General features: G+C 24.9%; 23 protein-coding genes. 4 read left to right on the top strand and 19 right to left on the bottom strand.

Annotated features, from left to right (window positions below; all coding sequences use genetic code 11):
* Positions 1-6 precede the first annotated feature (6 nt).
* The 3 genes from rlmKL to G4A98_01805 all read right to left on the bottom strand — a co-directional run bounded on the left by rlmKL (position 7) and on the right by G4A98_01805 (position 3309).
* The gene (rlmKL, locus tag G4A98_01815; GenBank protein ID QIQ41948.1) at positions 7-2112 is read right to left on the bottom strand and encodes a bifunctional 23S rRNA (guanine(2069)-N(7))-methyltransferase RlmK/23S rRNA (guanine(2445)-N(2))-methyltransferase RlmL; all 2106 of its coding nucleotides are present in this window, start codon (positions 2110-2112) and stop codon (positions 7-9) included.
* Between the two features lie 184 nt (positions 2113-2296).
* Positions 2297-3160, bottom strand: coding sequence for a quinone-dependent dihydroorotate dehydrogenase (gene pyrD / locus G4A98_01810; GenBank protein ID QIQ41947.1), 864 nt, complete (start codon positions 3158-3160; stop codon positions 2297-2299).
* Positions 3151-3309 (bottom strand): dihydroorotate dehydrogenase, encoded by a 159-nt coding sequence (locus tag G4A98_01805; protein QIQ41946.1) that lies wholly within the window; start codon positions 3307-3309, stop codon positions 3151-3153. Before G4A98_01805 ends, pyrD begins: the two co-directional genes overlap by 10 nt.
* Before the next feature lie 283 nt (positions 3310-3592).
* Here G4A98_01805 and pncB point away from each other — a divergent pair, with 283 nt between their 5' ends.
* The 3 genes from pncB (at position 3593) to G4A98_01790 (ending at position 7656) form a co-directional block, all read left to right on the top strand.
* Complete coding sequence (pncB, locus tag G4A98_01800) at positions 3593-4792, top strand: nicotinate phosphoribosyltransferase (protein QIQ41945.1); 1200 nt, start codon at positions 3593-3595, stop codon at positions 4790-4792.
* A gap of 174 nt (positions 4793-4966) precedes the next feature.
* Positions 4967-6367 carry an asparagine--tRNA ligase gene (asnS, locus tag G4A98_01795; protein QIQ41944.1) on the top strand — a complete coding sequence of 467 codons (1401 nt, stop codon included), beginning with the start codon at positions 4967-4969 and terminating at the stop codon, positions 6365-6367.
* Between the two features lie 140 nt (positions 6368-6507).
* Entirely contained in the window at positions 6508-7656 is a 1149-nt protein-coding gene (locus G4A98_01790) for a porin (protein ID QIQ41943.1), read from the top strand.
* 892 nt (positions 7657-8548) lie between these two features.
* Here the strand turns inward: G4A98_01790 and G4A98_01785 are convergent.
* From G4A98_01785 to rluC, 10 genes are all read right to left on the bottom strand, one after another.
* Positions 8549-8893 (bottom strand): histidine triad nucleotide-binding protein, encoded by a 345-nt coding sequence (locus G4A98_01785; protein QIQ41942.1) that lies wholly within the window; start codon positions 8891-8893, stop codon positions 8549-8551.
* Positions 8894-8913: 20 nt separating this feature from the next.
* Positions 8914-10347 carry a PTS glucose transporter subunit IIBC gene (ptsG, locus tag G4A98_01780; protein QIQ41941.1) on the bottom strand — a complete coding sequence of 478 codons (1434 nt, stop codon included), beginning with the start codon at positions 10345-10347 and terminating at the stop codon, positions 8914-8916.
* A 115-nt stretch (positions 10348-10462) separates the two neighbouring features.
* Positions 10463-11257: a YchF/TatD family DNA exonuclease gene (locus tag G4A98_01775; protein QIQ41940.1), complete on the bottom strand. Its 795-nt coding sequence runs from the start codon at positions 11255-11257 to the stop codon at positions 10463-10465.
* Between the two features lie 24 nt (positions 11258-11281).
* Positions 11282-12271 carry a DNA polymerase III subunit delta' gene (locus G4A98_01770; GenBank protein ID QIQ41939.1) on the bottom strand — a complete coding sequence of 330 codons (990 nt, stop codon included), beginning with the start codon at positions 12269-12271 and terminating at the stop codon, positions 11282-11284.
* Entirely contained in the window at positions 12268-12906 is a 639-nt protein-coding gene (locus tag G4A98_01765; protein ID QIQ41938.1) for a dTMP kinase, read from the bottom strand. The genes G4A98_01770 and G4A98_01765 overlap by 4 nt, the downstream gene beginning before the upstream one ends.
* 114 nt (positions 12907-13020) lie before the next feature.
* Positions 13021-13263: an acyl carrier protein gene (acpP, locus tag G4A98_01760; GenBank protein QIQ41937.1), complete on the bottom strand. Its 243-nt coding sequence runs from the start codon at positions 13261-13263 to the stop codon at positions 13021-13023.
* An 87-nt stretch (positions 13264-13350) separates the two neighbouring features.
* Complete coding sequence (fabG, locus tag G4A98_01755) at positions 13351-14085, bottom strand: 3-oxoacyl-[acyl-carrier-protein] reductase (GenBank protein QIQ41936.1); 735 nt, start codon at positions 14083-14085, stop codon at positions 13351-13353.
* Positions 14072-15028, bottom strand: coding sequence for an ACP S-malonyltransferase (gene fabD / locus G4A98_01750; GenBank protein QIQ41935.1), 957 nt, complete (start codon positions 15026-15028; stop codon positions 14072-14074). The genes fabG and fabD overlap by 14 nt, the downstream gene beginning before the upstream one ends.
* Positions 15029-15282: 254 nt before the next feature.
* Positions 15283-15447, bottom strand: a complete 165-nt coding sequence (rpmF, locus tag G4A98_01745) for a 50S ribosomal protein L32 (protein ID QIQ41934.1) — start codon at positions 15445-15447, stop codon at positions 15283-15285.
* Positions 15448-15529: 82 nt separating this feature from the next.
* A complete protein-coding gene (rluC, locus tag G4A98_01740; protein ID QIQ41933.1) occupies positions 15530-16474 on the bottom strand; it encodes a 23S rRNA pseudouridine(955/2504/2580) synthase RluC in 945 nt (314 codons plus the stop codon).
* Positions 16475-16783: 309 nt separating this feature from the next.
* Here rluC and rne point away from each other — a divergent pair, with 309 nt between their 5' ends.
* Positions 16784-19585 carry a ribonuclease E gene (gene rne / locus G4A98_01735; GenBank protein QIQ41932.1) on the top strand — a complete coding sequence of 934 codons (2802 nt, stop codon included), beginning with the start codon at positions 16784-16786 and terminating at the stop codon, positions 19583-19585.
* Positions 19586-19728: 143 nt separating this feature from the next.
* Here rne and G4A98_01730 read toward each other — a convergent pair whose 3' ends face one another.
* The 6 genes from G4A98_01730 to flgF form a co-directional block, all read right to left on the bottom strand.
* Positions 19729-21360 (bottom strand): flagellar hook-associated protein FlgK, encoded by a 1632-nt coding sequence (locus G4A98_01730; protein ID QIQ41931.1) that lies wholly within the window; start codon positions 21358-21360, stop codon positions 19729-19731.
* Positions 21361-21432: 72 nt separating this feature from the next.
* A complete protein-coding gene (locus G4A98_01725; GenBank protein QIQ41930.1) occupies positions 21433-21750 on the bottom strand; it encodes a flagellar biosynthesis protein FlgJ in 318 nt (105 codons plus the stop codon).
* Positions 21750-22868, bottom strand: a complete 1119-nt coding sequence (locus G4A98_01720; GenBank protein ID QIQ41929.1) for a flagellar basal body P-ring protein FlgI — start codon at positions 22866-22868, stop codon at positions 21750-21752. The genes G4A98_01725 and G4A98_01720 overlap by 1 nt, the downstream gene beginning before the upstream one ends.
* 230 nt (positions 22869-23098) lie before the next feature.
* On the bottom strand, positions 23099-23815 hold the full coding sequence (gene flgH / locus G4A98_01715; protein QIQ41928.1) for a flagellar basal body L-ring protein FlgH: 717 nt from the start codon (positions 23813-23815) through the stop codon (positions 23099-23101).
* Between the two features lie 85 nt (positions 23816-23900).
* Positions 23901-24683, bottom strand: a complete 783-nt coding sequence (gene flgG / locus G4A98_01710; GenBank protein QIQ41927.1) for a flagellar basal-body rod protein FlgG — start codon at positions 24681-24683, stop codon at positions 23901-23903.
* Between the two features lie 19 nt (positions 24684-24702).
* On the bottom strand, positions 24703-25461 hold the full coding sequence (gene flgF / locus G4A98_01705) for a flagellar basal-body rod protein FlgF (protein ID QIQ41926.1): 759 nt from the start codon (positions 25459-25461) through the stop codon (positions 24703-24705).
* Between the last annotated feature and the right edge of the window lie 24 nt (positions 25462-25485).

Here is a 25485-nt window from a genome sequence, read left to right as displayed (position 1 = left end):
TTGAATTTATTTTGCATGTTTTATTAACCAGGTATGATAAATATGTGAATTTTTTAAATAATCTTTAGATTGCATTTTTTTAGTAATTTTTTTTGCATGTAATTTTATTTTCCTAATATAATCAAAATTAATGTCGAAATTATGTGTAGAACTTGAAAAAACAATATCACCATCATGACGCAAAATTCTTTTTAAATTGACTATGATATCAAAATAATCTCTTTTTAAATCAAAAGAGTATTTCATTTTTTTAGAATTTGAAAAAGTAGGTGGATTGATAAATATAAGATCAAATTTCTGATTGGTTTTTTTTATCCAATGTAAACAATCAGCTTGAATAAAATTATGTTGAGAGCCTACTAAATTATTAAGAGACATATTACGAATAGACCATTTTATATAAGTATTAGAGATATCTACACTAGTTGTGCTATTTGATTGTCCTAATCCAGCGTAGACGCTGGCTGTTCCGGTATATGAAAATAGATTAAGAAAATCTTTTCCTTTAGCCATTGTTCCTAATAATTTTCTCACAAGCCGCTTATCTGAAAATAGTCCAGTATCCAAATAATCTGTTAAATTTACTAAAAATTTTGCATGATGTTCTTTCACGATAATAAAATTATTACTATTAAATAATTTTTTATACTGCGTTTTATTTTTGTTTTTTTGTCTGGTTTTTAATATAATATTATTTACAGGAATAGATAATATTTTTTTAGTATAATAGATTGCATGACATAACCTTTTAAATGCTTTATTATAGTCTATTAATTTTGGAGCTTTATATTCTTGAATTACTATCCATTTATCATAAATATCTACTATTATGTTATAATTTGGTAAATCTGCGTTATACACACGAAAACATTCTAATTTTTCTAGATTAATCCATTTTTTTAATTTTTTAAAGTTTTTATTTAATCTATCTTTAAATTCATTTTTGTTAATATTTGGTTTTTTCAAAAAAATTAAAAAATTTTTTTGAATGCAATTCAAGGAACCATTCTTAAAAAAATGTTCTTCATATGCATGCATTTGTAAAAAATTTAATAAAAATTCTGATGAACTAAGTATTGATAATTTCCAATTGTTAAAATATTTTTTTGCTACAATTCCTAATTGTACATATAGACCTGCTAATTGACTTTCAGTTTGGCATCTTTCCCCATATGGTGGATTGCTTAATATTATCCCGGTTTGTTCTTTATTATAAATATTTTTTAAATCATTTAAATTTTGTGTTGAAAATCGAATTATTTTTAACATACCTGCATTTAATGCATTTTTTTTAGCTTTTTTTATCATTTCAGAATCGTAATCATACCCTATAAAATAATTTTTAAAACATTGTTTTAATCCTCTTTTAAATCGATCTTTAGCTTCTTTAACAACATTTTTCCATATATTTTCATTATATTTCTTCCATGATTGAAATCCCCATTTTAATCTTGTTAATCCCGGAGCTCTATCAGAAGCTATCATAGCTGCTTCAATTAACAATGTTCCTGAACCACACATAGGATCTATAATCGGTATATTCTTACACCATCCAGAAGTCAATACAATTGCAGTTCCTAAATTTTCTTTGATAGGAGTAGTATTGCAAAATTGACGATATCCTCGTTTATGTAAAGATTCTCCACTCAGATCTAACATAACATGTAAGATATTATTATTTAATAATAATGATTTTATTCGAATATCAGGTGTTATAAGATTTACATTTGGACGAGAAGAGTATTGTTTTTGAAATTGATCAACAATTGCATCTTTTATTATTAGTGCTCCAAATAAAGTATTACGAATAGTATTGTTAGTTCCTTTGAAATTAACTAAAAAAGTGTTATGTAAATGAAAGATTTCAGTCCAATTAATATTATATATATTATTATAAAGATCATCACGATTATTTATAGTAAATTTTTTTATACAAAAATAAATTCTTGAAGCAATGCGACTCCACATTAAGCTTTGATATAGTAATAGATCATTAGACTGATAATAAATTCCCCCATTTATTACATGGATATTTTTAGCTCCTAAAGATAAGAGTTCTTGTTCTAATAATTTTTCAGTTCCAAAATTTGTACTAGCAAATAAATGATTCATTTTTATTTTGTAATATCAGTTTTATAAAATTAAAAATTGTTTTTTTATACTATATCTAGTATTTTTAGATATATAGTGTACAATAAATAGCTAAATTAATAATTATATTTATTTAAAATTTTTATAAGTTTTTAGTAGTATTTTAATTTACACAATAAGTTTTTCCAATCTACAAAAATAAATTTTATATATTGCTAATAATTTTTTTAATTAGTTGTGGTCCATGATACACTAATCCAGAATAAATTTGTATCAAAGTAGCTCCTGACGCAATTTTTTCTTTAGCTGCAGCTATAGAATTAATTCCACCCACTCCAATAATAGGCACTTTTTTTTTCAAATTTGTTGATAATATTGAAATTATATCAGTACTTTTTTTTTGTAAAGGTAATCCACTTAATCCTCCTCTTTGTGAACTATTTTTTAATCCAGATACTAGAGAGTGGTCTAGTGTTGTATTAGTTGCAATTACCGCATCTATTCTATATGCAATTAATTGTTTTGAAATATAAACTAATTCTTTTATTGATAAGTCTGGTGATATTTTAATTGCTATAGGAACATATTTTAAATATTTTTTATGAAGCTCTTTTTGTTTTTCTTTTACTTTATACAATAAATTCTTAAAAAGAATTCCATATTGTAATTTTCTTAAATTAGTAGTATTGGGTGATGAAATATTAATTGCAATATAGCTAGCATGACAATAAATTTTTTCTATACATATTAAATAATCATTAACTGCATTTTGAATGTTAGTATTTTTATTTTTTCCAATATTAACACCAATGATTCCTTTAAAATTAGATTTTTTTATATTGTGAATTAAATTATCTATTCCTAGATTATTGAATCCCATTCTGTTAATTATACCTTCTATAGGAACGATTCTGAAAATTCTAGGTTTTTTATTTCCAATTTGAGGCAAAGGAGTAACAGTCCCCACTTCAATAAAACCAAATCCTAGTTTTGATAAAGCATTTATATATTCTCCATTTTTATCTATTCCTGCTGCGGCACCAATTTTATTTTTAAAAGTTAAACCCATGCATTTAATTTTTTTTGATGATATTCTAGTTTTATAAAAAAAAAATTAAATAACTGAATATTTTTAATATTTAAATACTTTAATGTTAAAAAATGAGCTTTTTCAGGTTCTATTAAAAATAATAGTTTACGAATTAAATAATAAAACATTATTATTCCTTTTTGATATAGAATAACACTCTAACAGTCATTATAGTAAAAATATTATATCAAACAGATAAATAAAAAATAATTTTGTTCTATATACTATTTTTTTTACAGATATTATTTTTTTGAAAAATTGTTAACTTTTTTAACTATGTTATATTTTTATGAAAAATTTTTATAATATTTTATTGAATTTTTGATATTATTAAAGTATAAAACTAGCATAATAATTATTGAACATATAGTTATTGCACATGAAAAAAATAGTAGAATAAAAAAGAATACTATGAAACGATATGATTATCCAATAGTAAAAACATTGCTTGATACCGATGCATATAAACTTCATATGCAACAAGCTGTTTTTTATCATTATAAAAATGTAGATGTAGTTGCTGAATTTCTTTGTAGAGGAGATAATTTTTTAGGTTGTTATTCAGATGTCTTGTTAGAGCAAATTAGTATGATGACATCTTTATCTTTGAGTCATGAAGAATATACTTATATGAACTCTTTTCCATTTTTTAAGAAAGAATATTTACATTGGTTAAGAAAATTTCGTTATAATATTTCACAAGTAAAAGTACACAACTATCAAGGTCAATTACATATTCGTATAAGTGGACTATGGAAAGAAGTAATATTGTGGGAAGTGCCAATTTTAGCTTTAATTAGTGAAGTTTTTCATAGTAATTTTTCTCCAAACATTAGTTCTAAATATGCTGTACAATATTTAGACTCTAAATTAATAAAATTTTTTAATCACGCGAAATATATAGATTTATCTCGTTTGAAAGTTGTTGATTTTGGTACAAGAAGAAGATTTTCTTATGATGTCCAGTATTCTATTGTTAAAAGATTAAAAAAAAATTTTCCTTTTTTAATTGGTTCTAGTAATTATCATATAGCTCGTATATTAAAAATAAAACCAGTAGGAACACAAGCTCATGAATGGTTTCAAGCACATCAGCAAATTGGAAGAAACTTAAGAAATAGTCAGATTTTAGCATTGCAAAAATGGTTATATCAATATAAGAATCACTTAAGTATTGCTCTTACAGATTCAATTACTATGGATTCTTTTTTACAAGATTTTAATTTATATTTTGCTTCTTCTTATCAAGGAATCAGACATGATTCCGGAGATCCTGTAAAATGGGGTGAAAAAGCTCTTAAACATTATGAAAAATTAGGAATAGATCCTTGTACTAAAACATTATTGTTTTCTGATAATTTAAATTTTAGTAACATTATATCTTTATATAAGAAATTTAATAAAAGAATCAATGTTATTTTTGGAATAGGAACGAAATTAACGTGTGATATTCCGCATGTAAAACCATTAAACATCGTTGTGAAACTAGTCAAATGCAACGGTAAACCTGTTGCTAAAATATCTGATAGTCCAGGAAAAACATTTTGTTTGGATCAAAATTTTTTAAAACGTTTACAGAAAGTATTTAACGTTCCATTGAAAAGTAGATAAATAAAAAATTTTTAAGATAATAAAATACAACCTATATTTTTTATATTATTTTTTGTATCGATTCATTACTAATTGACTTTAATTTAATATATAAAAAAATTTTACTGTTTTAAAAATTTGTTTCTATAATAGTCTATTTTTAAAATGAATAATCAGTACAAAAGGAAAGCTTTTATGAATACAGTATCAATATCAAATATATATAAAGATGATATTATAGTAAATAGTTTTATTACTGTATGCGGATGGGTACGGAGTCGAAGAAGTTCAAAATCTGGTTTTTCTTTTATTACCATATATGACGGTTCATGTTTTAATTCTATACAAGTTGTTGCAAATAATAGTTTGCCTAATTATTATAAAGAAATATTGCGTTTAACAATTGGATGTTCTGTCATGCTAACTGGAATATTGATATTATCAATGGGAGATAAACAAAAATATGAAATTCAATTAAAAAAAATTAAAGTTTTAGGTTGGATTGAAAACCCAGAGACTTATCCAATATCTGCTAAAAAACATAGCATGGAATATTTGAGAGAGGTAGCACATCTAAGATCTAGAACAAATTTTACAGGTGCAATAGCTCGAATACGAAATCATATCTTACAATCGTTGCACCGTTTTTTTTACAAGAAGAATTATTGCTGGGTTCCAACACCAATTATCACTAGTTTAAATACTGAAGGTGCTGGAGAAATGTTTCGTGTTTCGACATTAGACATGAATAATATTCCTAAAAATAAAGATGGAACCGTTGATTTTAAAAAAGATTTTTTTGGAAAAGAGTCTTTTTTAACTGTTTCGGGACAGTTAAACATAGAAACATATGCTTGTTCTTTATCTAAAGTTTATACTTTTGGTCCTACATTTCGCGCTGAAAACTCTAATACTAGTCGTCATTTAGCGGAGTTTTGGATGCTAGAAGTAGAATCAGCTTTTACAAATTTAAATGATATATCAGATTTTGCTGAGTATATGTTAAAATATATTTGTAAATCTCTTTTAAAAAATTGCATGTCAGACATTAATTTTCTTCAAAGCTACATTGATAATGATATAGTTAATCGTTTAGAAGGACTATTGTTAGTAGATTTTATCCGAATAGATTATACAGATGCGGTTAATATTTTACTGGAGTCTAAAATTCAATTTAACAACTCTGTTTTCTTAGGTGTAGATCTATCTTCTGAACATGAGCGTTTTCTTGTGGAAAAGTATTTTAAAATTCCAATAATAATAAAAAACTATCCAAAAGAATTAAAAGCATTTTATATGAGATTGAATGATGATAAAAAAACTGTTGCAGCAATAGATTTATTAGTTCCTAATATTGGAGAACTAATAGGAGGTTCTCAACGTGAAGAACGTATTTCAATTTTAGATGAACGTTTATTAGAATTAGGATTAAAAAAAGAAGATTATTGGTGGTATCGAGATCTTCGTCGATACGGAACGGTTCCGCATTCAGGTTTTGGAATGGGTTTTGAACGATTAATTTCTTATGTTACTGGAGTAACAAATATACGAGATCTTATTCCTTTTCCACGTACTGTGAATAATTCTAATTTTTAACTAAAACATTTAATATTTACTGAGTAATTTTTTTATTTCAGTATTTATAGATAAGCATCAAGTTTACAAAAATAATATTTATTCTAATCATATATCGATATTGATTTAAATTATTTTTACTAAAAGGTAGTATAAAAATTATGACAAATCATAAATCCTTAGCAATTGTAATTCCAATGTTATTCGCTGCTAGTAATGAAGTTAATGCTTTAGAAATATTTAATAAACATGGTAATAAACTTGAAGTATACGGTAGTATTAATCCTAATCATGAATTATCTCATGATTTTTTATCTACTAAAATTACATCTCAGAATGATCATACAAATGCTATCGTAGGTCTATCAGGAAAAATGAATATTACTGATGAACTATTTAGTTATGCTACTATTGAATATGGAATTGATTTTTCTCAACCAGAAGCATTATTAAATGCACAACAGCCTAATACTATACGTTTAGGATATGCTGGTTTTAAATATGGTGATTGGGGTTCGATAGATTATGGTCGCAATTATGGTATCTTTCATGATGTACAGTCATTAACTAATCATATGCCATACATTAATAATAATAGTGTCTTTTCTTATAACGATAATTATATGCTAGGAAGAAATAATAGCCTACTTACTTATAGAAATGATAATCTTTTTGGTCTAGTTGATGGGGTTAGTTTTGCATTACAGTATCAAGAGCAATCTAAAGATAGAATAGAACATCAACAAAATGGAACTGGTTGGGGTGCTTCTTTAAAATATAAAAGTGATGTCGGACTTACTGCTATTGGTTCTTGTTTTTCCTCTGAAAAATCTGTATTTAACAAAATTAATCAAGATGACCAACTTTCTTCTGTAGGAGCATATGGATTAGGTTTTAAATATGATGCTAATGATATATATATTGCAGCTTTCTATGGTGAGGGACGTAACTTAACACCAACATTCAATTTTATTACTCAAAATAGTTTACCTAATAATGGACAACCATCATATATTAATAAAACACAAAATATTGAAGCTTTTGCAGAGTATAACTTTCATTCTGGATTTCATCCTTCTTTGAGTTATTTAGATTCTAAAGGACAAAATTCAAATATAAAAGGTTCGTCTAGTAACCAGGATTTAGAGTTAGCAAAACAAATTAATATTTCTACTCGTTATGAGTTTAATAAAAATATTTCTACATATATGAATTACAAAATTAATTTATTAAAAAATACTAGTTTGAATCCAACAAATAATATTTCCAACAATAATACTATTGGCGCAGGGATAGTTTATCACTTCTAGTTTTATTAGAATATATATTTTTCTGAAATTAATTTAAAACTTTATAATAATATTAAGAGTTAGAACTTTCTACTGTCGTACAAATAGAGAAATCTATTTTTTATATTCAAAACAATAATTAATGATTGTATTATATAAACTTCAGTAGAAAGAGCTACTCTTAGTAGAACTAAAAATACTTGTCTTATTTGTAAATACTAGTATTTATATACTTTCATAATAGAAAGAAAAATCAATTTTTTAAAATACAAAAATATTTTTTATCAATTCTATTGATTGTTATTTATTTTTTTATATATATAAAAAATATCATTATTACTAATAAAATAAATTTTTTATCAATATTATTTCTCTTGTTTAAACGGCCATTAATTTTATTTTTAACAAGAACAGTTTATTTGTACTAGAAATACAGCTATGAAGATAATGTTTTATATTTTTATTGCGAGATAGTAAAGTGGCATTACTATATCTAGTGAATTTTTTTATTTTTAATAATTCTATTTTTTTGTTTTTTCAACTACTTTATTTTTAAGAAAATTAATTTTATATTTTTTTTTAGAAAATTAATTTTATATTAGATCTGTTATTTTCTCTTTTTTTATAAAAAAATTAGTTTAATCTTCTAATACGTGAATAAAAAACAATGTATATATTTGATATAAATGTATTATTAGATTGTAATATTTCTAAAACAATATTTTCTGTAACTAAATCAAAGTTTAACAAAATAAAATTTAATTGTTTGTAAAATTTTTTGCTATTTTTTTAGAAAAATCACAACCATTAACAAAAAATATAAAAAATAATATAAATAATAAATATTTATTTAAATCTTATCTTTGAATTGTAAAATAATTAAAATTCTTTAATAGATTTTAAATAAAATATATTAAGGAAGAGAACTAAGTTTTTTACCTCCTAGTAAATGCATATGAAGATAATGAATTTCTTGTCCACCATTTTCATTGCAATTAACAATAATTCTATATCCTTTTTGACTAATTTTTTTTCGTTTTGCAATATCAACAGCAACATAAAACATATGTGCTATAATTGATTTATTTTGTTTATTAATATCATTAGATGATGCAATAAAAAAATTAGGTACGATTAATATGTGTACTGGTGCTTTTGGTTTTATATCTTTAAAAGCAGTGACTTTTTCGTCTTGATAGATAATATTTGCTGGTATTTTTTTATCGATGATCTTTCTAAAAATTAAATTATCTTGCATAATTAAACTCCTTTCTTTATTTATATTGTCTTAATATATTCATCTATTTCTATTTTAATATTTTCAGATCTTGTTCCAAAAACAATTTGTATTCCTGAACCTGAAATTATTACTCCTGCTGCACCAATATTTTTTAAGTCTTTTTGATTAATTTTTGATATTTCTGCAACTGTAATTCTTAATCTAGTAATACATGCATCGAGATTTATAATATTCTTTTTTCCACCTAATGCTGTTATGATATATGGTGCAATTTCATGATTATTTTTTTCTAATATATTATGTTGTATATCTTCTCGACCTGGTGTATTTAAATTGAAATTAATAATTAATAAATAAAACAAACTATAATATAAAAATCCGTAAAGTATTCCAATAATTGGAAAAAGAAATATATGATGACTATTTCCACTTAACACTATAAAGTCTATCAAACCATGTGAAAAACTAGTACCTGCCCGCATATCTAAAAAAATACATAATGGAAAAGATAATCCTGCTAAAAAAGAATGAACAACATATAATGCTGGTGCTACAATAATAAATGAAAATTCAATTGGTTCGGTAATTCCGGTTAAAAAAGCGGTTAATGCTGCCGAAATCATAATACTACCTATTTTAATTTTATTTTCTTTTTTAGCTGCATGCCAAATTGCTAATGCGGCACCTGGAAGACCATACATTTTAAAAATAAAGCCTCCTGATAAGTTCCCAGCTGTAGAATCACCAGCCATATATCTTGCGATATCACCATGGAATACTTGTCCTATAGAATTAGTATATTCTCCAATTTGCATTTGAAATGGTACATTCCATATATGATGTAGTCCAAATGGCACCAGTGCTCTTTCTACTAATCCATATAAAGTGAAAGCAAGAATAGGATTTTGATAAGCAGCCCATTCAGAAAAAATTTGAATTCCATGACCAATTGGAGGCCAGATAATAGATAATATTACACCTATGAATATCGCAGATAATCCTGAAATAATAGGAACAAATCTTTTTCCGGCAAAAAAACCTAAATATTCAGGTAATTGAATGCGATAAAATTTATTAAACATATATGCCGAAATGGCACCTGCAATAATCCCCCCTAATATACCAGTATCAGAAAAATGTTTATCTTTTACAATATCAATCGTTGTATTTAAAATAATTGGTTCAATAGCAGTTAATGTTTGAATTAAAATCCCATAAGATACAACTGCAGCTAACGCTGCAACACCATCATTTTTAGTAAATCCAAGAGCTACACCAATTGCAAAAATTAATGGCATATTATTAAAAACAGAACTTCCTGTTTGAGCCATAATTTGAGAAAGAATATTTGGTAACAAACTAAAATGTGCAGATCCTATTCCTAGCAGTATTCCTGCAATAGGTAATACTGAAACAGGTAACATAAGTGACTTACCAACTTTTTGAAGGTTTGCAAATACGTTTTTAAACATATAAAAAATACTCCTGATGATGTATAAAAATTTTCAGTTGAATAGTATAATACATATAACATTTTATTGAAAAAATATTATTTTTTATGAAATATGAGATTAAATAGTAAAATTACTATACATTAAATAATGTACGAAAATTATTTGTTGTAATTTTTGCTAGTATATTGACATCTATTTGTTTTAAGAGGGAAATTTTTTTTGCTATATAAAATAAATATGCAGGTTGATTCTCTTTTCCTCTATAGGGGTCTGGTGATAAATATGGTGAATCTGTTTCTATTAATAAACGATTCAATGGTATTTTTTTTGTTATATTGCAAAGTTCTATAGAATTTTTAAAAGTAATCATTCCAGAAAAGGAAATATAAAAACCTATATCTAATAACTTAAATACAGCATTATAATCTCCGGTAAAGGAATGTAAAACTCCTGTACATCGATCTGCTTTTTCTTCTTTCAGTATTTTTATAGTATCATCTATAGCATTACGTGAATGTACTATAATTGGTTTTTTTAATTTTATTGCGACTCTAATATGTTCTCGAAAAAAATCTTGTTGTATTTTTTTAGTTTCAGATGAATAATAATAGTCTAAACCAGTTTCACCTATTGCTATCACACGTTTTCTAGAAGATAGTTCTTTTATTTTATTAGATAATTTTTCTATTGTACAAAAACTGTTAAGTTCTTGTTTACAATTTAAAGGATGTACACCACAAGAATAAAAAACAACTTTATATTTTTTAAATAAATTTTTTATTGTATAAAAATTATCTATAGAAGTTGATACTGTTAAGAAATTTTTTACGTGATTTTTATAAGATTTTTTTAATACATCATCTATATTGTTATGTAATAAATTATAATTTAATCTATCAAGATGACAATGTGAGTCAATCAAGAACATAATTTGATCTCTTTTCTGTAAAAATTAAGTTGCTAATACACAATCTAAAATTTTTTCCCATCTTAGTAATTGTTCTAATAATAATAATTCATGATTAATTCCAGATATATTTAATAATCTATACTTACAATGCATCCAGGTACGAAGACTCGCATCTAGAATAGCGTTTTTATAATTATAAGAAAGAAATTGAATTAGTTCTATTTGATCAAAGTTGGTTAAGTTATTTTTTTCATTAAAATTAAATTTGATAGCATCAAATAACAAAAAACATATCCAGTCAATTTTAACTGTGCTATTTTTTTCTTTTAGTAATGGTAATATTTTTAATAAGTTTTTCTTTTTAAAAGAATCGTATAGATTTTTATAAAAATTTATACGATCTATCCAAATATCGTTATTAATAAATTTTTTTGCAGATAGAGGAGAACCTTGATTTATACGTAATGCTATTAAATGTAATCTATTTTTTTTTGTGGTTTCATTTGCTAACCACTTTAAACTATTTTGTTCTGTTGGAACAAATAATCTATAGATCAGGCAACGGCTGCTTAATGTAGAATATAAATTTAAGTTTTTATAATTTATAAGAAAAAACCAAGTTTTGCTAGGTGGTTCTTCCAATGTTTTTAAAAAAGCATTAATTGCTGATTCTGTTAATTTTTCAATATCTGATAAAAAAATAATTTTAGAACCACCTTGTTGCGCATATTCAAATATTTTTTTATTAATTCTTCTCACACTGTCTACATTAAACATATTATTTTTTTCAGATGTGAAATTATGCCAATCCGGATGATTGTTTGAAGACATTAATTTACACCCATAACATTTATTACAAGAATCTATTCCTATAGGTTTTAGACATAACAGCCACTTACTAATAAACCAGATTAATAATGATGCTCCTATACCTCTTTGTGTTTTTATTAAAATTGCATGGTGAGCTTTTTTTGTTTGATACTTTCGTATAATATTATTATACGGTTTTATTAACCAGGGGTATAATTTCATATAACTTGTTTATTGAGCCAATTTAATATTCTTTTTGTAATATCTTGAGTTACTGTTTTAAGGTTTAAATTAGCATTGATTATTATAGTTTTTTTATCTAGTTTTATATTTTTTAAATAACATTTTCTAGATTTATTAAAAAATTTTAAAGATCTACTTTCAATTAAATCTAATGGATTGCGTTTTAATGCTCTTTCTAATCCAATCTTTGGAAATACATCTAAATAAATAGTTAAATCTGGAATAAAGTTCTTTAAAAATAAAGATGTTAATTTAGAAATTATGTTTGTTTTAATACCTAAACCTCCACCTTGATAAGCTAAAGAAGATAAATCATGACGATCCGAAATTACCCATATTCCATTTTTTAATGCGGGTTTGATTTTTTTCTCAACTAATTGTATTCTAGCAGCATACATTAATAATAATTCAGTTTCTTTGATAAGATTATCAGTATTAAATTTTTTTTTTATTAATTTTCTTATATCTTCAGCAATTGGTGTACTACCTGGTTGACGTACTAGTAGTATATTTTTAATACCATTTCTTTTTAATATATTTTTAATATGTATACATGCATGAGTTTTACCTGCACCTTCTAGACCTTCAATTACAATAAATTTGCTGTTTATCATGATTTGGTAAAATATTTATTATTTATTTTAATTATATGTGATTTATATTCAATTTTCATTTATAAAAAAATAAAAGTATTTAATATTTTTTTTTAGAAAAAATATACATATATTTTATTTCTTTAAATGATTATTCTTAATGTAATCAATAGAATTTTGTACTGTATTCATTTTTTCTGCTTCTTCATCTGATATTTCAATATCAAATTCTTCTTCTAAAGCCATAATTAATTCTACTGTATCAAGAGAATCTGCACCAAGATCATCTATGAATGATGCGTTATTAAAAATACTGTCTTCTTTTATACCTAGTTTTTCAACAATTATTTTTTTTATACGTTTTTCAATATTTTTCATTTGTATTACTTCCTTTATATTGTAAAAATTGATTATTAATTACATTATCTAAAAATTCGATCTTTAACATTTATACAATTATTTATATTATATCATATACATACCACCATTTATATGCAATGTATGGCCAGTGATATATGACGCTTGTTTTGAAGCTAAAAAAACGACAGCATCTGCTATTTCCTCTGTTTTTCCTATTCTTTTCATAGGAATACAAGATAAATATTTTTGATATTGAATAGAATCTAATGTATTAGTAAAATCTGTTTTAACAAATCCTGGTGCAACGATATTAACAGTAATACCTTTAGATGCTACTTCTAATGCTAATGATTTATGAAGTCCAATTAGTCCGGATTTTGAAGCACTATAATTAACTTGTCCTTTATTGCCAATATAGGGGATTACTGAGCTAATAGTAATAATTCTTCCTTGTCTTTTTTTAATCATTGATCGAAGGACGGATTTTATAAGATAAAATACTGATGATAAATTAATTTTAATTACATCTTCCCATTCATTAGGTGTCATTTTAACTAATAAATTATCTTTTTTAATCCCGGCGTTATTAACTAATATGTCAATGGAGTATTGTTTTTTTTGAAAATTTTCAATTTCTTCTTTAATAGAATTAGTATTTTTTAAATCCAGAATCAAACCGAATCCTTTTTCTTTTAAATCATTATCAATAATTTTTACTCCCTCTTTAGTAGTAGATGTACCAACTACTTGAATCCCTTTTTTGATTAATTTTTTCGCAATTTCTCTTCCTATTCCACGATTTGCACCTGTTACTAACGCAGTTTTTTTATTTTTTTTCATTTGTTCCTATATTAATTTGTTTGAAGGATATTAAAAAATTTTTTAAATTGTACGTATTAAATGAACTAATACTTTTATCTTTTTGATTTAAATTAGTTAGTATTTTTTTAGGTCCAATTTCTAACATGATAAAAATTTTTTTTAATTTTACAGATTCTATAATTTCTTTCCATCTTACAGTACTGTAGATTTGTCTAATTAATGCATTCTTAATTTTTTTGCTGGTATTTTCAGATCTTACATCAACATTGTTAATAACTGGAACTTTAGGTGGATTTATAGTAACAGTTTTTAATATTGTTTTTAATTTTTCAGATATTGGTTTTAATATTTTAGAGTGTGCAGGTATATTAGTATTAAGTTTAAATATATATTTAGCACCTAATTTTTTACAATTCACACTAGCATTATATACAGCAGATTTATCTCCTGAAATTACAATTTGATTGTAAGAGTTTATACTTGCTAAAGAAACGATTTTTTTTTTTGATTTTGTCAAACATGCAGTTTCAACTTGTTCTTTATTTATTCCAATAATTGCCTGCATTGACGTAGGTCTATTTATAGTTGCTTCTTCCATAAGTTGACCACGTAAAAAAACAATCTTTAGTGCATCAGAAAATTTTATTGAATTAGCACATACTAGAGCAGAATATTCACCAAGGCTATGACCTAACATAAATGATGGGCTTATTCCATTTTTATTGTTCCATAAACGATATATTGATACTGATGCAGTTAATATTGCTACTTGTGCGTATTTACTTTGATTTAACTTGAATTTAGGTCCGTTCTGTATTAATTCAAATAAATTAACATGAATATGTTCTGATGCTTCTTTAAAAGTATCTTGTATAATTCTATTATTCTTATAGAAAAATGAAGACAGCATTCCTACATATTGGGAACCTTGTCCTGGAAATAACATTGCGAACAAAGTCATTATAATTACCTTATTTTAAAATGAATTTTTGCAATATTTTATAAAATATTTTTAATATGTATTATTTCATATTAAAAATACTTTTTTTATAGAGGTAAACGTATTATTTTTAATAAACATGTACAAAAAAATAAATAACTAATCAAAAAATATAGGAATAGAAATTTTTTATTTATCAAAATAAATCTAGTATAGATACTATTATTTATGAAATGGTGCTTTTTTATAGCACCATTTTCATAAAATATATTTTTTTAGATAACTTTTTTCCCTTTATAATAGCCATTCATAGTAACATGATGTCGTATATGTGTCTCTCCAGAAAATCTATCTACAGATAAAGTTGGGACTAGCAAAGAATCATGAGAACGTCTCATTCCTCTTTTAGAACGAGTGGGTTTATTTTTTTGAACTGCCATGATTATATTTCTCTATTTAATATATAAAAAAATAGTTTAATAAAAACAATGTTTTGTTATATTAACTTTTGTTCTAAATTCACTATATCATATTATTTAAATAATTTTTAAAATCTACAGATAATGGTGCTTGTATATAAGTTTTATCGCCATTTTTTGGATGAATAAAGTGAATTCCTGAAGAATGAAGCAAGAGTCTATTAATATTTTTATCATTTTTTATATTAGCATCTAAATTGCTTTTACCGTATCGTTTATCAAATAATATTGGATGTCCTGCATGTAAAGTATGCACACGAATTTGATGCGTTCGACCAGTTTTTGGGATAATTAATAGTAAAGTTGAGGAAGAAAATTTTTTTTTAATTTGAAAATAAGTTTCTGAAGGTTTTCCTTTTTTATCAATTAAAACTATTTTTTGTTTATTTTTTAATTTAACTTTCAACAAAGGTTCAGAAATTGTTTTTATTTGAATAGGCCACGATCCGTGAACTAAGGCTAAATACTCTTTTTTAATTTTTTTTTCTCTTAATTGTTGATGTAGTGATGCTAAAGATGTACGTTTCTTTGCTAACATTAAAATTCCTGATGTTTCACGATCAATACGGTGTACAAGTTCAAGAAATTTATCTAGTGGACGTAATTTTCGAAAATATTCTATCACTCCGAAATTTAATCCACTTCCACCATGTACGGCGATACCCGATGGTTTATTAATAATTAATAAATGATTATCTTCATATAAAATACTATTTAGTAAATTTTTAGCTTGATTGAAGGGGATGAAGGTATTTTTTATATTATATGAAATTTTTATTGGTGGAATTTTCAGTATGTCTCCAATTTTTAACTTATAATTCGGTTTAATTCTTTTTTTATTAACTCGTATCTTTCCTGTTCTTATAATACGATAGAGCATGCTTTTTGGTACATTTTTAAATCTACTACGCATGAAATTATCTATTCGTTGATTTAGCATATCTTTAGTAATGTATATAATAGATACAGGTAATATTTTATGTTTCATTAAAAAAATCTCTATTTTAAGTAATTTTTTTAATTTTTATTTATTATAATATAATTATTTATATAAATATATTAAATAAATTATTTGTTAATATATATAATTTAAAAAATTTTTATATTATATTTTATATAACAATTTATTATATATTTGTATTTTTAAATTCATTTAAATTTAAAATTTTTACAAAAATAATTTTTATTGGTATTTTTTATAAAAATTATAATTGATTGTACAAAATTAATTTTTAATAGTTTATATTTCCTGTTGATGTATTTACTTATTTGTGAAAATAAGAGAGAAAAAGTCATAATGAAAAGAATGTTAATTAATGCAACTCAGCAGGAAGAGTTGCGTGTAGCTCTCGTTGATGGTCAACGTTTATATGATCTTGATATAGAAAATTCTGGAGCAGAACAAAAAAAATCAAATATATACAAAGGAACGATTGTTCGTATAGAACCTAGTTTAGAAGCTGCTTTTGTAGATTATGGTGAAAAAAAAAATGGTTTTTTACCGCTAAAAGAAGTTTCTAAAAATTATTTTCCAGAAAATAATATTTATACTGCAGGACTTAAAATACAAGATGTATTACAAGAAGGACAAGAAGTAATTGTCCAAATCAGAAAAGAAGAACGAGGTACTAAAGGTGCAGCTTTAACCACTTTTATTACTTTAGTAGGAAGTTATTTAGTTTTAATGCCAAATAATCCTAAAGCTGGTGGTATATCAAGAAGAATCGAAGGAAGTGACAGGATAGTATTAAAAGAATTATTTTCGTTATTAAAACTACCTGAATATATGAGTTTAATTATTCGAACTGCTGGTGCTGGAAAATCTATAGAATCATTGAAATGGGATTTATCTCTGAGATTACAGCATTGGAATACAATTCAAATAATAGCAAAAAGTCGAACAGCACCATTTTTAATTCATCAAGAAAGTAATATTATTGTCCGTGCTTTTAGAGATTATTTGCGTCAAGATATTGGAGAAATTTTAATTGATAATCCTAAAATATTAGATTTAGCTCGGAAACATATTACTTTTTTAGGCCGTCCAGATTTTGCTAATAAAATTAAGTTGTATAATGGAGCAATTCCATTATTTAGTTATTTTCAAATTGAAACACAAATTGATTCTGCTTTTCAAAGAAAAGTTAGATTACCTTCTGGTGGTTCAATTATGGTAGATAGCACAGAAGCCTTGACTGCTATTGATATTAATTCTTCTCGTTCTACAAGCGGGACAGATATTGCATCTACAGCATTTAATACTAATCTCGAAGCAGCAGATGAAATTTCTCGTCAATTACGATTACGAGATTTAGGAGGTTTGATAGTAATTGATTTTATTGATATGTCAGATATTAATCATCAAAAAGCTATTGAAAATAGATTGCGTGAAATTGCACGTGATGATAGAGCACGTATTCAAATTGGTCATATTTCTAGATTTGGATTATTAGAAATGTCTAGACAACGATTAAGTTCATCTTTAGGAGAATCGAGTCATCATGTTTGTCCAAGATGCACAGGAACAGGAACTATTAGAGATAACGAATCTTTATCTTTGTCTATTTTGCGTTTGATTGAAGAAGAAGCTTTAAAAGAAAATACACATGAAGTACGCGCTATTGTACCTGTAGAAATAGCTTGTTATTTATTGAATGAAAAAAGAGATGCAGTTCATGCTATTGAAAAACGTCAAGCTGGTGGAAAAACTATTATTGTCCCTAGCAAAAAAATGAAAACACCACATTATTCTGTTTCTAGGATTAGAAAGGGTGAAAGTATAAATTCTACAAGTTATGGTCTTTCTAATATTCGAAAAAGTAAAATTGCACATTTTTTAAAAGAAAATATTTTGAAAAAAAAACGGAAAGAAAAATCAGAGATTACTAATTTGAGTTTATTACATAATGATTATAACAAAATACAAAAAGAACAAGAAAATTTTTTAAAAAAAAACAATCATCATAATATATTTTTAAAAATTTTATCACATAATAGTAAATTTATATTTAAAATGATTACTTGGTTCAAAAATTCTTTTTTAATTAAATACATTTTAATTACAAGAGAGATTCTCAAAAAAAATTCTTTACAAGAGAAAAATAATATTTTTTTAAAAAAAAAACATTATTCTTTACATAAAAAAAATATTGATCAAAAAAAAACAGTATGTTCATCTAAATTATTTAAAAAAAATCTTGAAAATATACCTTTAAAAAATAAAAATTTAGAATTAATTCAAAAAGAGTGTGATATCTCTTCAAGAAAGCATTCTCATCTCTATAAAAAAAATGATATAAAAAATATAGATGATCAAAAACTATCTATTCTAGATACATCTAACGTTTTTTATAATGTAGAAAATAAAAACAATGAAATAAAAAACAGCAACTTAATACAAAAATGTATAAATAAAAGTTCTTGTTCGAAAAACATTTTAATTAAAAAAGATAGCGATATCAATATTATTGATCATAATGCTATATTTTATAAATTTTTTAATGATTCTAAAATCTTTAACAATAACACTTTACATAATAATTTTTTAGATGTTTATCCTGCTCATTCTCCAATATCAGTATTATCTTCAGTGTTTTCATTAGAATTAGCATTAGGTAAAGTTTGGATTAAGTATCCAATACTTATATCAGATGAAGAAAAAAAACAAAAACAAATAATTAAAAAGAAAAAATTACATATATCGTCTATTTTTAAAAAAAATAAGTTTGTTAAGAACAATAATTATTGTGGAATGAAAAAAACAAAAACTGAAATATATTCACTTAAAAAGTATACAAAAAATAATATTCAAATTCAAGAAATTATAAAACCTAAGTTCTTAAAAAGAAATGAAAAAGAATCTGTATTAATTTCAGATAAAAAGAATTTTTTTTATAAAAAAATTTATATTAGAGAAAATAAAACAAGTCAATCAAGTGCACCTGTAACAAAAATTTCTGAAAAATCATACACAAATAAAACAGCAAACTTATTTAATTTTAATTTATTAATGATGAAATTAAGTCTGATAAGAAAAAATTCTGCAGGAGCACATTCTGCAACAAATATTTCTAATTCTCCTGTCTCAAAGATAAAATAAATTTTTTTACAATAAAAAAATAAAATTATTTTATTTTAAATAAATATAATTTTGTTGTTTATTAAATTATTTACTTCAATAAAAAATAAAAACTTACTTAAAAAGTAAGTTTTTATTTTTTATAAATATTTTAATAAAGTCGACTAACTATAACGTTCAATGATTTCATTAAAAATATTTTCAGCTACTTCTAAAACTTTAACATTCGCAAGATAACATTCTTGTTGATAGTTTAAATCTTGATAGTCTTGTTCAATGTTATTAGACATAGATATTTTTTTATTTTGAAGTATATTAATCATATTTTTTTTAAAAGGAAGTTCTTCTTCTAGTTTATTACATTTATGATCTATAGATTTAGAAAATTTTTGGTAAGATTGATCGAGTGTTTCTTTATAATCTACGAGAAAATCTTGATGAAGTTTCATTATAGTTCTAGCATTATTTCTATCTATATCATTTATGTTGTCTTTTAATGAAAATGCAAATGGCTCGTTTTGATCAATTAACAATTCTAATTCTTCTAATGTTTTAGAATATGGTTTAATCATATAAAGATCACCATCAGAATTTTCACCTCGTATTGAAAATTGAATTCCATCAAACGTAATTAATAGATCATTGTTTTCTGTACGTACGTTAGGTTGAACTATAGTATGATCTGATAGCCTCGTTGCTGTCCAATTGTTATTTTTAAAATATATAATATAATTGGTGTCTTTTGCATTACTAGTAGACACCCATTTTGCAGATATTCTAGGAAATGAATGGTTACTTGAGCTAGACATCACTTCTGGATTGCTGATTTTAAAAATTTTTTTTCCAACATTCCCAGATATATCATATCCTAATGTATGATATGAGTTTATACTATCAGCAAAATTAATTGCTAGTTGTCCAATTTTATTTCTTGCATTTGTTAATTCTTCTCTACGAAATTTAAGCAGAGCTCCTAAAGTAGCACTTGGAATCATGTCTTCTATTTTTTTTGCTATGTTATCATTTTCATCAATGTATCCTACACTGATGTATCTGTCATCTGTTTGAGATGTGAGTGGAATTAAGTTTTGTTTTTGATTGTTATCTATAAGAGATATTCCATTATTTAAATAAAGTTGATAATTATCATCATTTTTAACTACTTTTATTCCAATCAAATCATTTAGTTCATCTACTAGATTCTCTCTTTTTTCAATAAGGTTATCAACTTCATTAGGCATGTTTAAAACAGGAAAATAACGAATATTTATAGTAATATCATGAATTTCATTAATTAAGGAGTTAACTTTTTTTATGTTATTTATGACTGATTCTTTAATATCTTCTTCTAATACTTTTAATTTTTTATCAAAATCTTTTATTGCAAAAACTATATTACTTAATTTATTTTTTATGTTGTCATTAATTATATTTTTTTCATCCAAAACAATATCTTTTTCTATCTGTTCATATAGATCATTAATGAGTTCATTAAAGATATTTGATTTCTCACATAATAAATCTTCTAGTTTTAATAATTGTTCGATTTTAGTTTGTTCATCTTGTACTTGTGCATCAGTTTTTCGTTTTTCTTCTGTAATAAAATCATTATAATTATCGTATATTTCTTTTACTTTTACTGTGGTATGTATATTTGAATCTTGCACAGTATTTTCTAAAATAACACGTTTTCCTGAGTTTTTTCCACCAGGATTATTAATTTTATTAACGGTGTGATCGATCATAATTTTCATTGCATTAATACCGGAAATAGCAGTATTTAATATAGAACTCATTTTTTATCCTTACTTTATAAGACATTTATTTTGTTTTAAAATATATTATCTATATAAAAAAATATTTTTACACTAAAGTTGAGTATTTTTCTGCAGTTGAATTTGTTTTAAAATAATATTAGTCAATCCTATACCTTTTTTACTCATTTCTTGAGATAATTGTTGATCATAAACATCAGTATAAAGACGACTTTGATTATTGTCTAATAAACTATCTTGTGATAAAGAATTCCTCATATTCTTAAGTAATATTTGAATAAATACACCTTCTACTTCCTTAGCTGTTTGTAATGCATACTTTTTTGGATTCATACGAACTTGGTACTTAAGTTCATTAATAAATTGTACATTATAATTTGATGTTTTAAATAGTAATAAATCATTGTTCATTAAATAATTTCCAATTTCGCGTTAAGACAACCAGCACTTTTCATTAATTGCAAAATAGACATTAATTCATCAGGTTTAGTACCTAATGTATTTAAAGCTCTAACTATATTGTGTAAGTTTTCTCTATTACTAAAAATATCATCCATATAATTTTGATCAATTGTATTTTTTATAGGTTTCTCTTTTTTTACAATTTTTCTAAATGATTTTAAAAAATATAAGTCTCGTTTTTTATTTTCAATTTGATGTACTATGATAGACATATTTCCGTTTGAAATTACACATGATCCTAATTTTACTGATTGATTAATAACAACAGAACCAGTACGAGAATTAACTACAATTTTAGCTTCTTGTGATGGTAATGAAATATCTATATCCTGAATATTGGAAAGCATATGTACTTGTACATCGTTGTTAGCTGAAGTACTTAATTGCACTGTTTTAGAATCAATAGGAGTAGCTGTATCTGGGTATTTTATATTAATCATATCGCTAATACGTTGTGCCGTACTAAAATTTTCTTGATTTAACTGCAAGTTTATTGTTTTTTTTCTTCCAAAGTTATTATTAATTTCTCGCTCAATTGTTGCGCCATGATGAATCTTACCAGAATTAACTTGATTTAAATGAAGATAATGCATTTTATTTTTTTGATTACTTTTTTCAGATACTAATATATTACCTTGCGCAATAGCATAAATTTGATTATCCGTTCCTTTTAAAGGAGTCATTAAAAGTGTTCCTCCTTTAATACTTTTAGCGTTTCCCATAGATGAAACTACGACATCTATTTTTTCACCTGCATGACTAAATGGTGGTAAATTTGCTGTAACTATCACTGCTGCTACGTTTTTTAAATGCATATTAGCATTCGGGGGGATGCTGACACCTAGTTTTGACAACATGTTATTTAATGATTGATTAGTAAATGGAGATTGTGTTGATTGATCACCTGTTCCATCTAAACCAACTATTAAACCATATCCGATTAGTGGATTATCTCGAATGCCTTGGATACTAGTTAAGTCACGTATTTTTTCAGCATGCAAGGGTAATGAAGAAATTATGAAAATAAAAATAATTAATTTCATTAATAATAATATTTTTTTAGACATAAAAAACCTTTATTTGTGTGTCTTTTAAAAATTGTCATAGTAATATAAATATATTATTTTTTGAAAAACACTATATCTATGAAAAATTTTTTTATTTTTTAACTGTTTTTCTAAAATATTGATTTTTTCTCATAAAGAACAAACAACATTCTTTATGAGATTTTATTAAATTTAGAAAAAATATAATTGTTTGATAGTATTTTAAAATTATATTATTTTATAATGAACGTCTATATAGGAGAAATTTTTAATAAAAATTTTTGTAGCCAACCCATTTTTTGAGCGTCGCTAATATGTCCATGACTTAAATATTCAATACGCGCATCAGCAATTTGAGTAGATGAAATTAAGTTGTTTTTATTAATGTTATTAGGATTTATCACTCCTGAAAAACGAATAAATTCTGTACCTTCATTAATAGCAACTTGTTTTTCTCCGATAACTTTTAAGTTTCCATTTGGAAGTACTTTTTGGACAGTCACAGTAATAAGACCTGTAAATTGATTTTTAGCTGAATGACTACCCTTTCCTGAAAAATTATTTTTTCCCATGCCATCTAAACTAGTCATATCATCTTTCACATCAAGACCGAAAAGCGGATTTAATTGTCCTGGTGTTATTTTAATTCCTAAGTTAGTAGAACCATTTCTACTCATATCTGAAGCAGAACTGTTGCTAGCACTTATATTTTCTTGCAATACAATAGTTATTGTATCTCCAACATTGTGTGGGCGATGATCTTCAAATAATGGTTGATATCCATAATTTAAAGATATTTTTTCTTGAAACAAAGAACCATTAATGACTTTAGGCCACATATTAGGTGCTATAGCAGTTGTGGCACCCCCTACTAAAGGTTTATATTCAACATTAGCACAACTTTGAATTGTTAATAAAAAAATAGCAGTTAAATAATATTTTGTCTGACAAATAAATAACTTTATCACGAAAAAGTTACCTTTAATAATAGATGTTTAACATATAAAGTTTGTTCGAACATATTTTTTTTAAAAATATTATAAAATTTAAGTATTACAACTGTGATAGTTTTTGTAACATTTGATCTGATGTGCTAATAGATTTGCTGTTAATTTCATATGCTCTTTGAGTTTGAATCATATTAACTAGTTCTTCAGCTACATTGACATTTGAAGTTTCAACATACCCTTGATATAATAGCCCTGTACCATTTAAACCTGGAACGGTATCTATTGGAGATCCTGATGCTTGAGTCTCTTGGTATAAATTTTCACCTATACTTTCTAAACCAGAATTATTAATAAAATTCACTAAATTTAATTGACCAACTAAGACAGGTTGTGTTTGTCCCTGAATAGTAGCACTAATAACACCATCTCTTGCTATATTAATATTTGTAGAATCAGAAGGAATGTTAATTTCAGGAATCACAGGAAAACCACTATTTGTTACTAATTGACCGTTTTGATCTAATTGAAAAGAACCATCTCTCGTGTATCCTATGTTTCCATCTGGTAATTGTACTTGAAAAAATCCTTCTCCCTTAATAGCTATGTCTTTGAAAGACTCTGTTTTTGAAAGATTTCCTTGACTGTGAACTCTTTCAGTAGATACAGGTCTTACTCCGGTACCGAATTGCAATCCTGATGGCAAAGTTGTTTCAACTGATGAATTTGTTCCTGCTTCTCGCATTGTCTGATACATTAAATCTTCGAAAATAGCCCTAGATCGTTTGAATCCATTTGTACTGATATTTGCTAGATTATTAGAAATGACATTCATATTAATTTGTTGAGCATCAAGACCAGTTTTAGAAATCCATAAAGAAGGAATCATATTTTTGTCCTATTTTTTGTCAATTGTTAATATTCATCAGCTGATTTGCATATTCTGCATTTTGGTCACACATAGATATCATTTTCATTTGCATTTCAAATTGTCTAGCATTTGATATCATTTCTATCATGTTTTTAGAAGCATTTACATTGCTTTCTTCAAGCATACCTGATTGTACACGTATCTTGTTATTATGATTGATAGTGCGATTATATTTATTAAGTTGATTATTTTTTTTAAGGTAAAATAATCCATTTTCTTTTTGTACTAAATCTTGTGAAGAAAAACAGGATAATTTTAACGCTCCTATTTTTTTTTCAATAATATGTTTATTCTTTTTTCGTGCTGAAATAATTGTTCCATCTGATAAAATTTTTATATTTATATTATTCGGTATTTCTATATTTTTGCAATTGTTTCCTACGACCTCATTATCTTGAATAGTCAGTTTGTGATTAGAATTTATTTTTATATGGCCATTTTTTGTGTATGCTTCCTGACCATTAGTATCTTTAACTGTTAACCATCCGTCATCTTTAATAAATAAATCTAAATTTCTTCTTGTATGATTTAATATTCCTGAAGAAAGATTAAGATACTCTTTTGAAATTCTGTTATAAGCATCATATGAATTTTTTACATTGTGTTTTTGTATTGCAACAATAAATTTTTCTTTAAAACCAGTAGTTGAAAGATTTGCTAAATTATTAGAAATGATTGTTTGTTTTTCTAATAATTGATTAGCGGCAATCATAGATTGATAAATTGAATTCTCCATTATATTGTTCAATCCTATTTATAT

The organism is Buchnera aphidicola (Microlophium carnosum), assembly GCA_011752475.1.
Taxonomy (GTDB): domain Bacteria; phylum Pseudomonadota; class Gammaproteobacteria; order Enterobacterales; family Enterobacteriaceae; genus Buchnera; species Buchnera aphidicola_BG.
This window is presented reverse-complemented; position numbering and strand designations above follow the sequence as displayed.

Coding starts and splice junctions, on each gene's coding strand:
- rlmKL (QIQ41948.1), bottom strand. CDS start 2,112: ATGAATCATTTATTTGCTAGTACAAATTTTGGAACTGAAAAATTATTA.
- pyrD (QIQ41947.1), bottom strand. CDS start 3,160: ATGGGTTTAACTTTTAAAAATAAAATTGGTGCCGCAGCAGGAATAGAT.
- G4A98_01805 (QIQ41946.1), bottom strand. CDS start 3,309: ATGTTTTATTATTTAATTCGTAAACTATTATTTTTAATAGAACCTGAA.
- pncB (QIQ41945.1), top strand. CDS start 3,593: ATGAAACGATATGATTATCCAATAGTAAAAACATTGCTTGATACCGAT.
- asnS (QIQ41944.1), top strand. CDS start 4,967: ATGAATACAGTATCAATATCAAATATATATAAAGATGATATTATAGTA.
- G4A98_01790 (QIQ41943.1), top strand. CDS start 6,508: ATGACAAATCATAAATCCTTAGCAATTGTAATTCCAATGTTATTCGCT.
- G4A98_01785 (QIQ41942.1), bottom strand. CDS start 8,893: ATGCAAGATAATTTAATTTTTAGAAAGATCATCGATAAAAAAATACCA.
- ptsG (QIQ41941.1), bottom strand. CDS start 10,347: ATGTTTAAAAACGTATTTGCAAACCTTCAAAAAGTTGGTAAGTCACTT.
- G4A98_01775 (QIQ41940.1), bottom strand. CDS start 11,257: ATGTTCTTGATTGACTCACATTGTCATCTTGATAGATTAAATTATAAT.
- G4A98_01770 (QIQ41939.1), bottom strand. CDS start 12,271: ATGAAATTATACCCCTGGTTAATAAAACCGTATAATAATATTATACGA.
- G4A98_01765 (QIQ41938.1), bottom strand. CDS start 12,906: ATGATAAACAGCAAATTTATTGTAATTGAAGGTCTAGAAGGTGCAGGT.
- acpP (QIQ41937.1), bottom strand. CDS start 13,263: ATGAAAAATATTGAAAAACGTATAAAAAAAATAATTGTTGAAAAACTA.
- fabG (QIQ41936.1), bottom strand. CDS start 14,085: ATGAAAAAAAATAAAAAAACTGCGTTAGTAACAGGTGCAAATCGTGGA.
- fabD (QIQ41935.1), bottom strand. CDS start 15,028: ATGACTTTGTTCGCAATGTTATTTCCAGGACAAGGTTCCCAATATGTA.
- rpmF (QIQ41934.1), bottom strand. CDS start 15,447: ATGGCAGTTCAAAAAAATAAACCCACTCGTTCTAAAAGAGGAATGAGA.
- rluC (QIQ41933.1), bottom strand. CDS start 16,474: ATGAAACATAAAATATTACCTGTATCTATTATATACATTACTAAAGAT.
- rne (QIQ41932.1), top strand. CDS start 16,784: ATGAAAAGAATGTTAATTAATGCAACTCAGCAGGAAGAGTTGCGTGTA.
- G4A98_01730 (QIQ41931.1), bottom strand. CDS start 21,360: ATGAGTTCTATATTAAATACTGCTATTTCCGGTATTAATGCAATGAAA.
- G4A98_01725 (QIQ41930.1), bottom strand. CDS start 21,750: ATGAACAATGATTTATTACTATTTAAAACATCAAATTATAATGTACAA.
- G4A98_01720 (QIQ41929.1), bottom strand. CDS start 22,868: ATGTCTAAAAAAATATTATTATTAATGAAATTAATTATTTTTATTTTC.
- flgG (QIQ41927.1), bottom strand. CDS start 24,683: ATGATTCCTTCTTTATGGATTTCTAAAACTGGTCTTGATGCTCAACAA.
- flgF (QIQ41926.1), bottom strand. CDS start 25,461: ATGGAGAATTCAATTTATCAATCTATGATTGCCGCTAATCAATTATTA.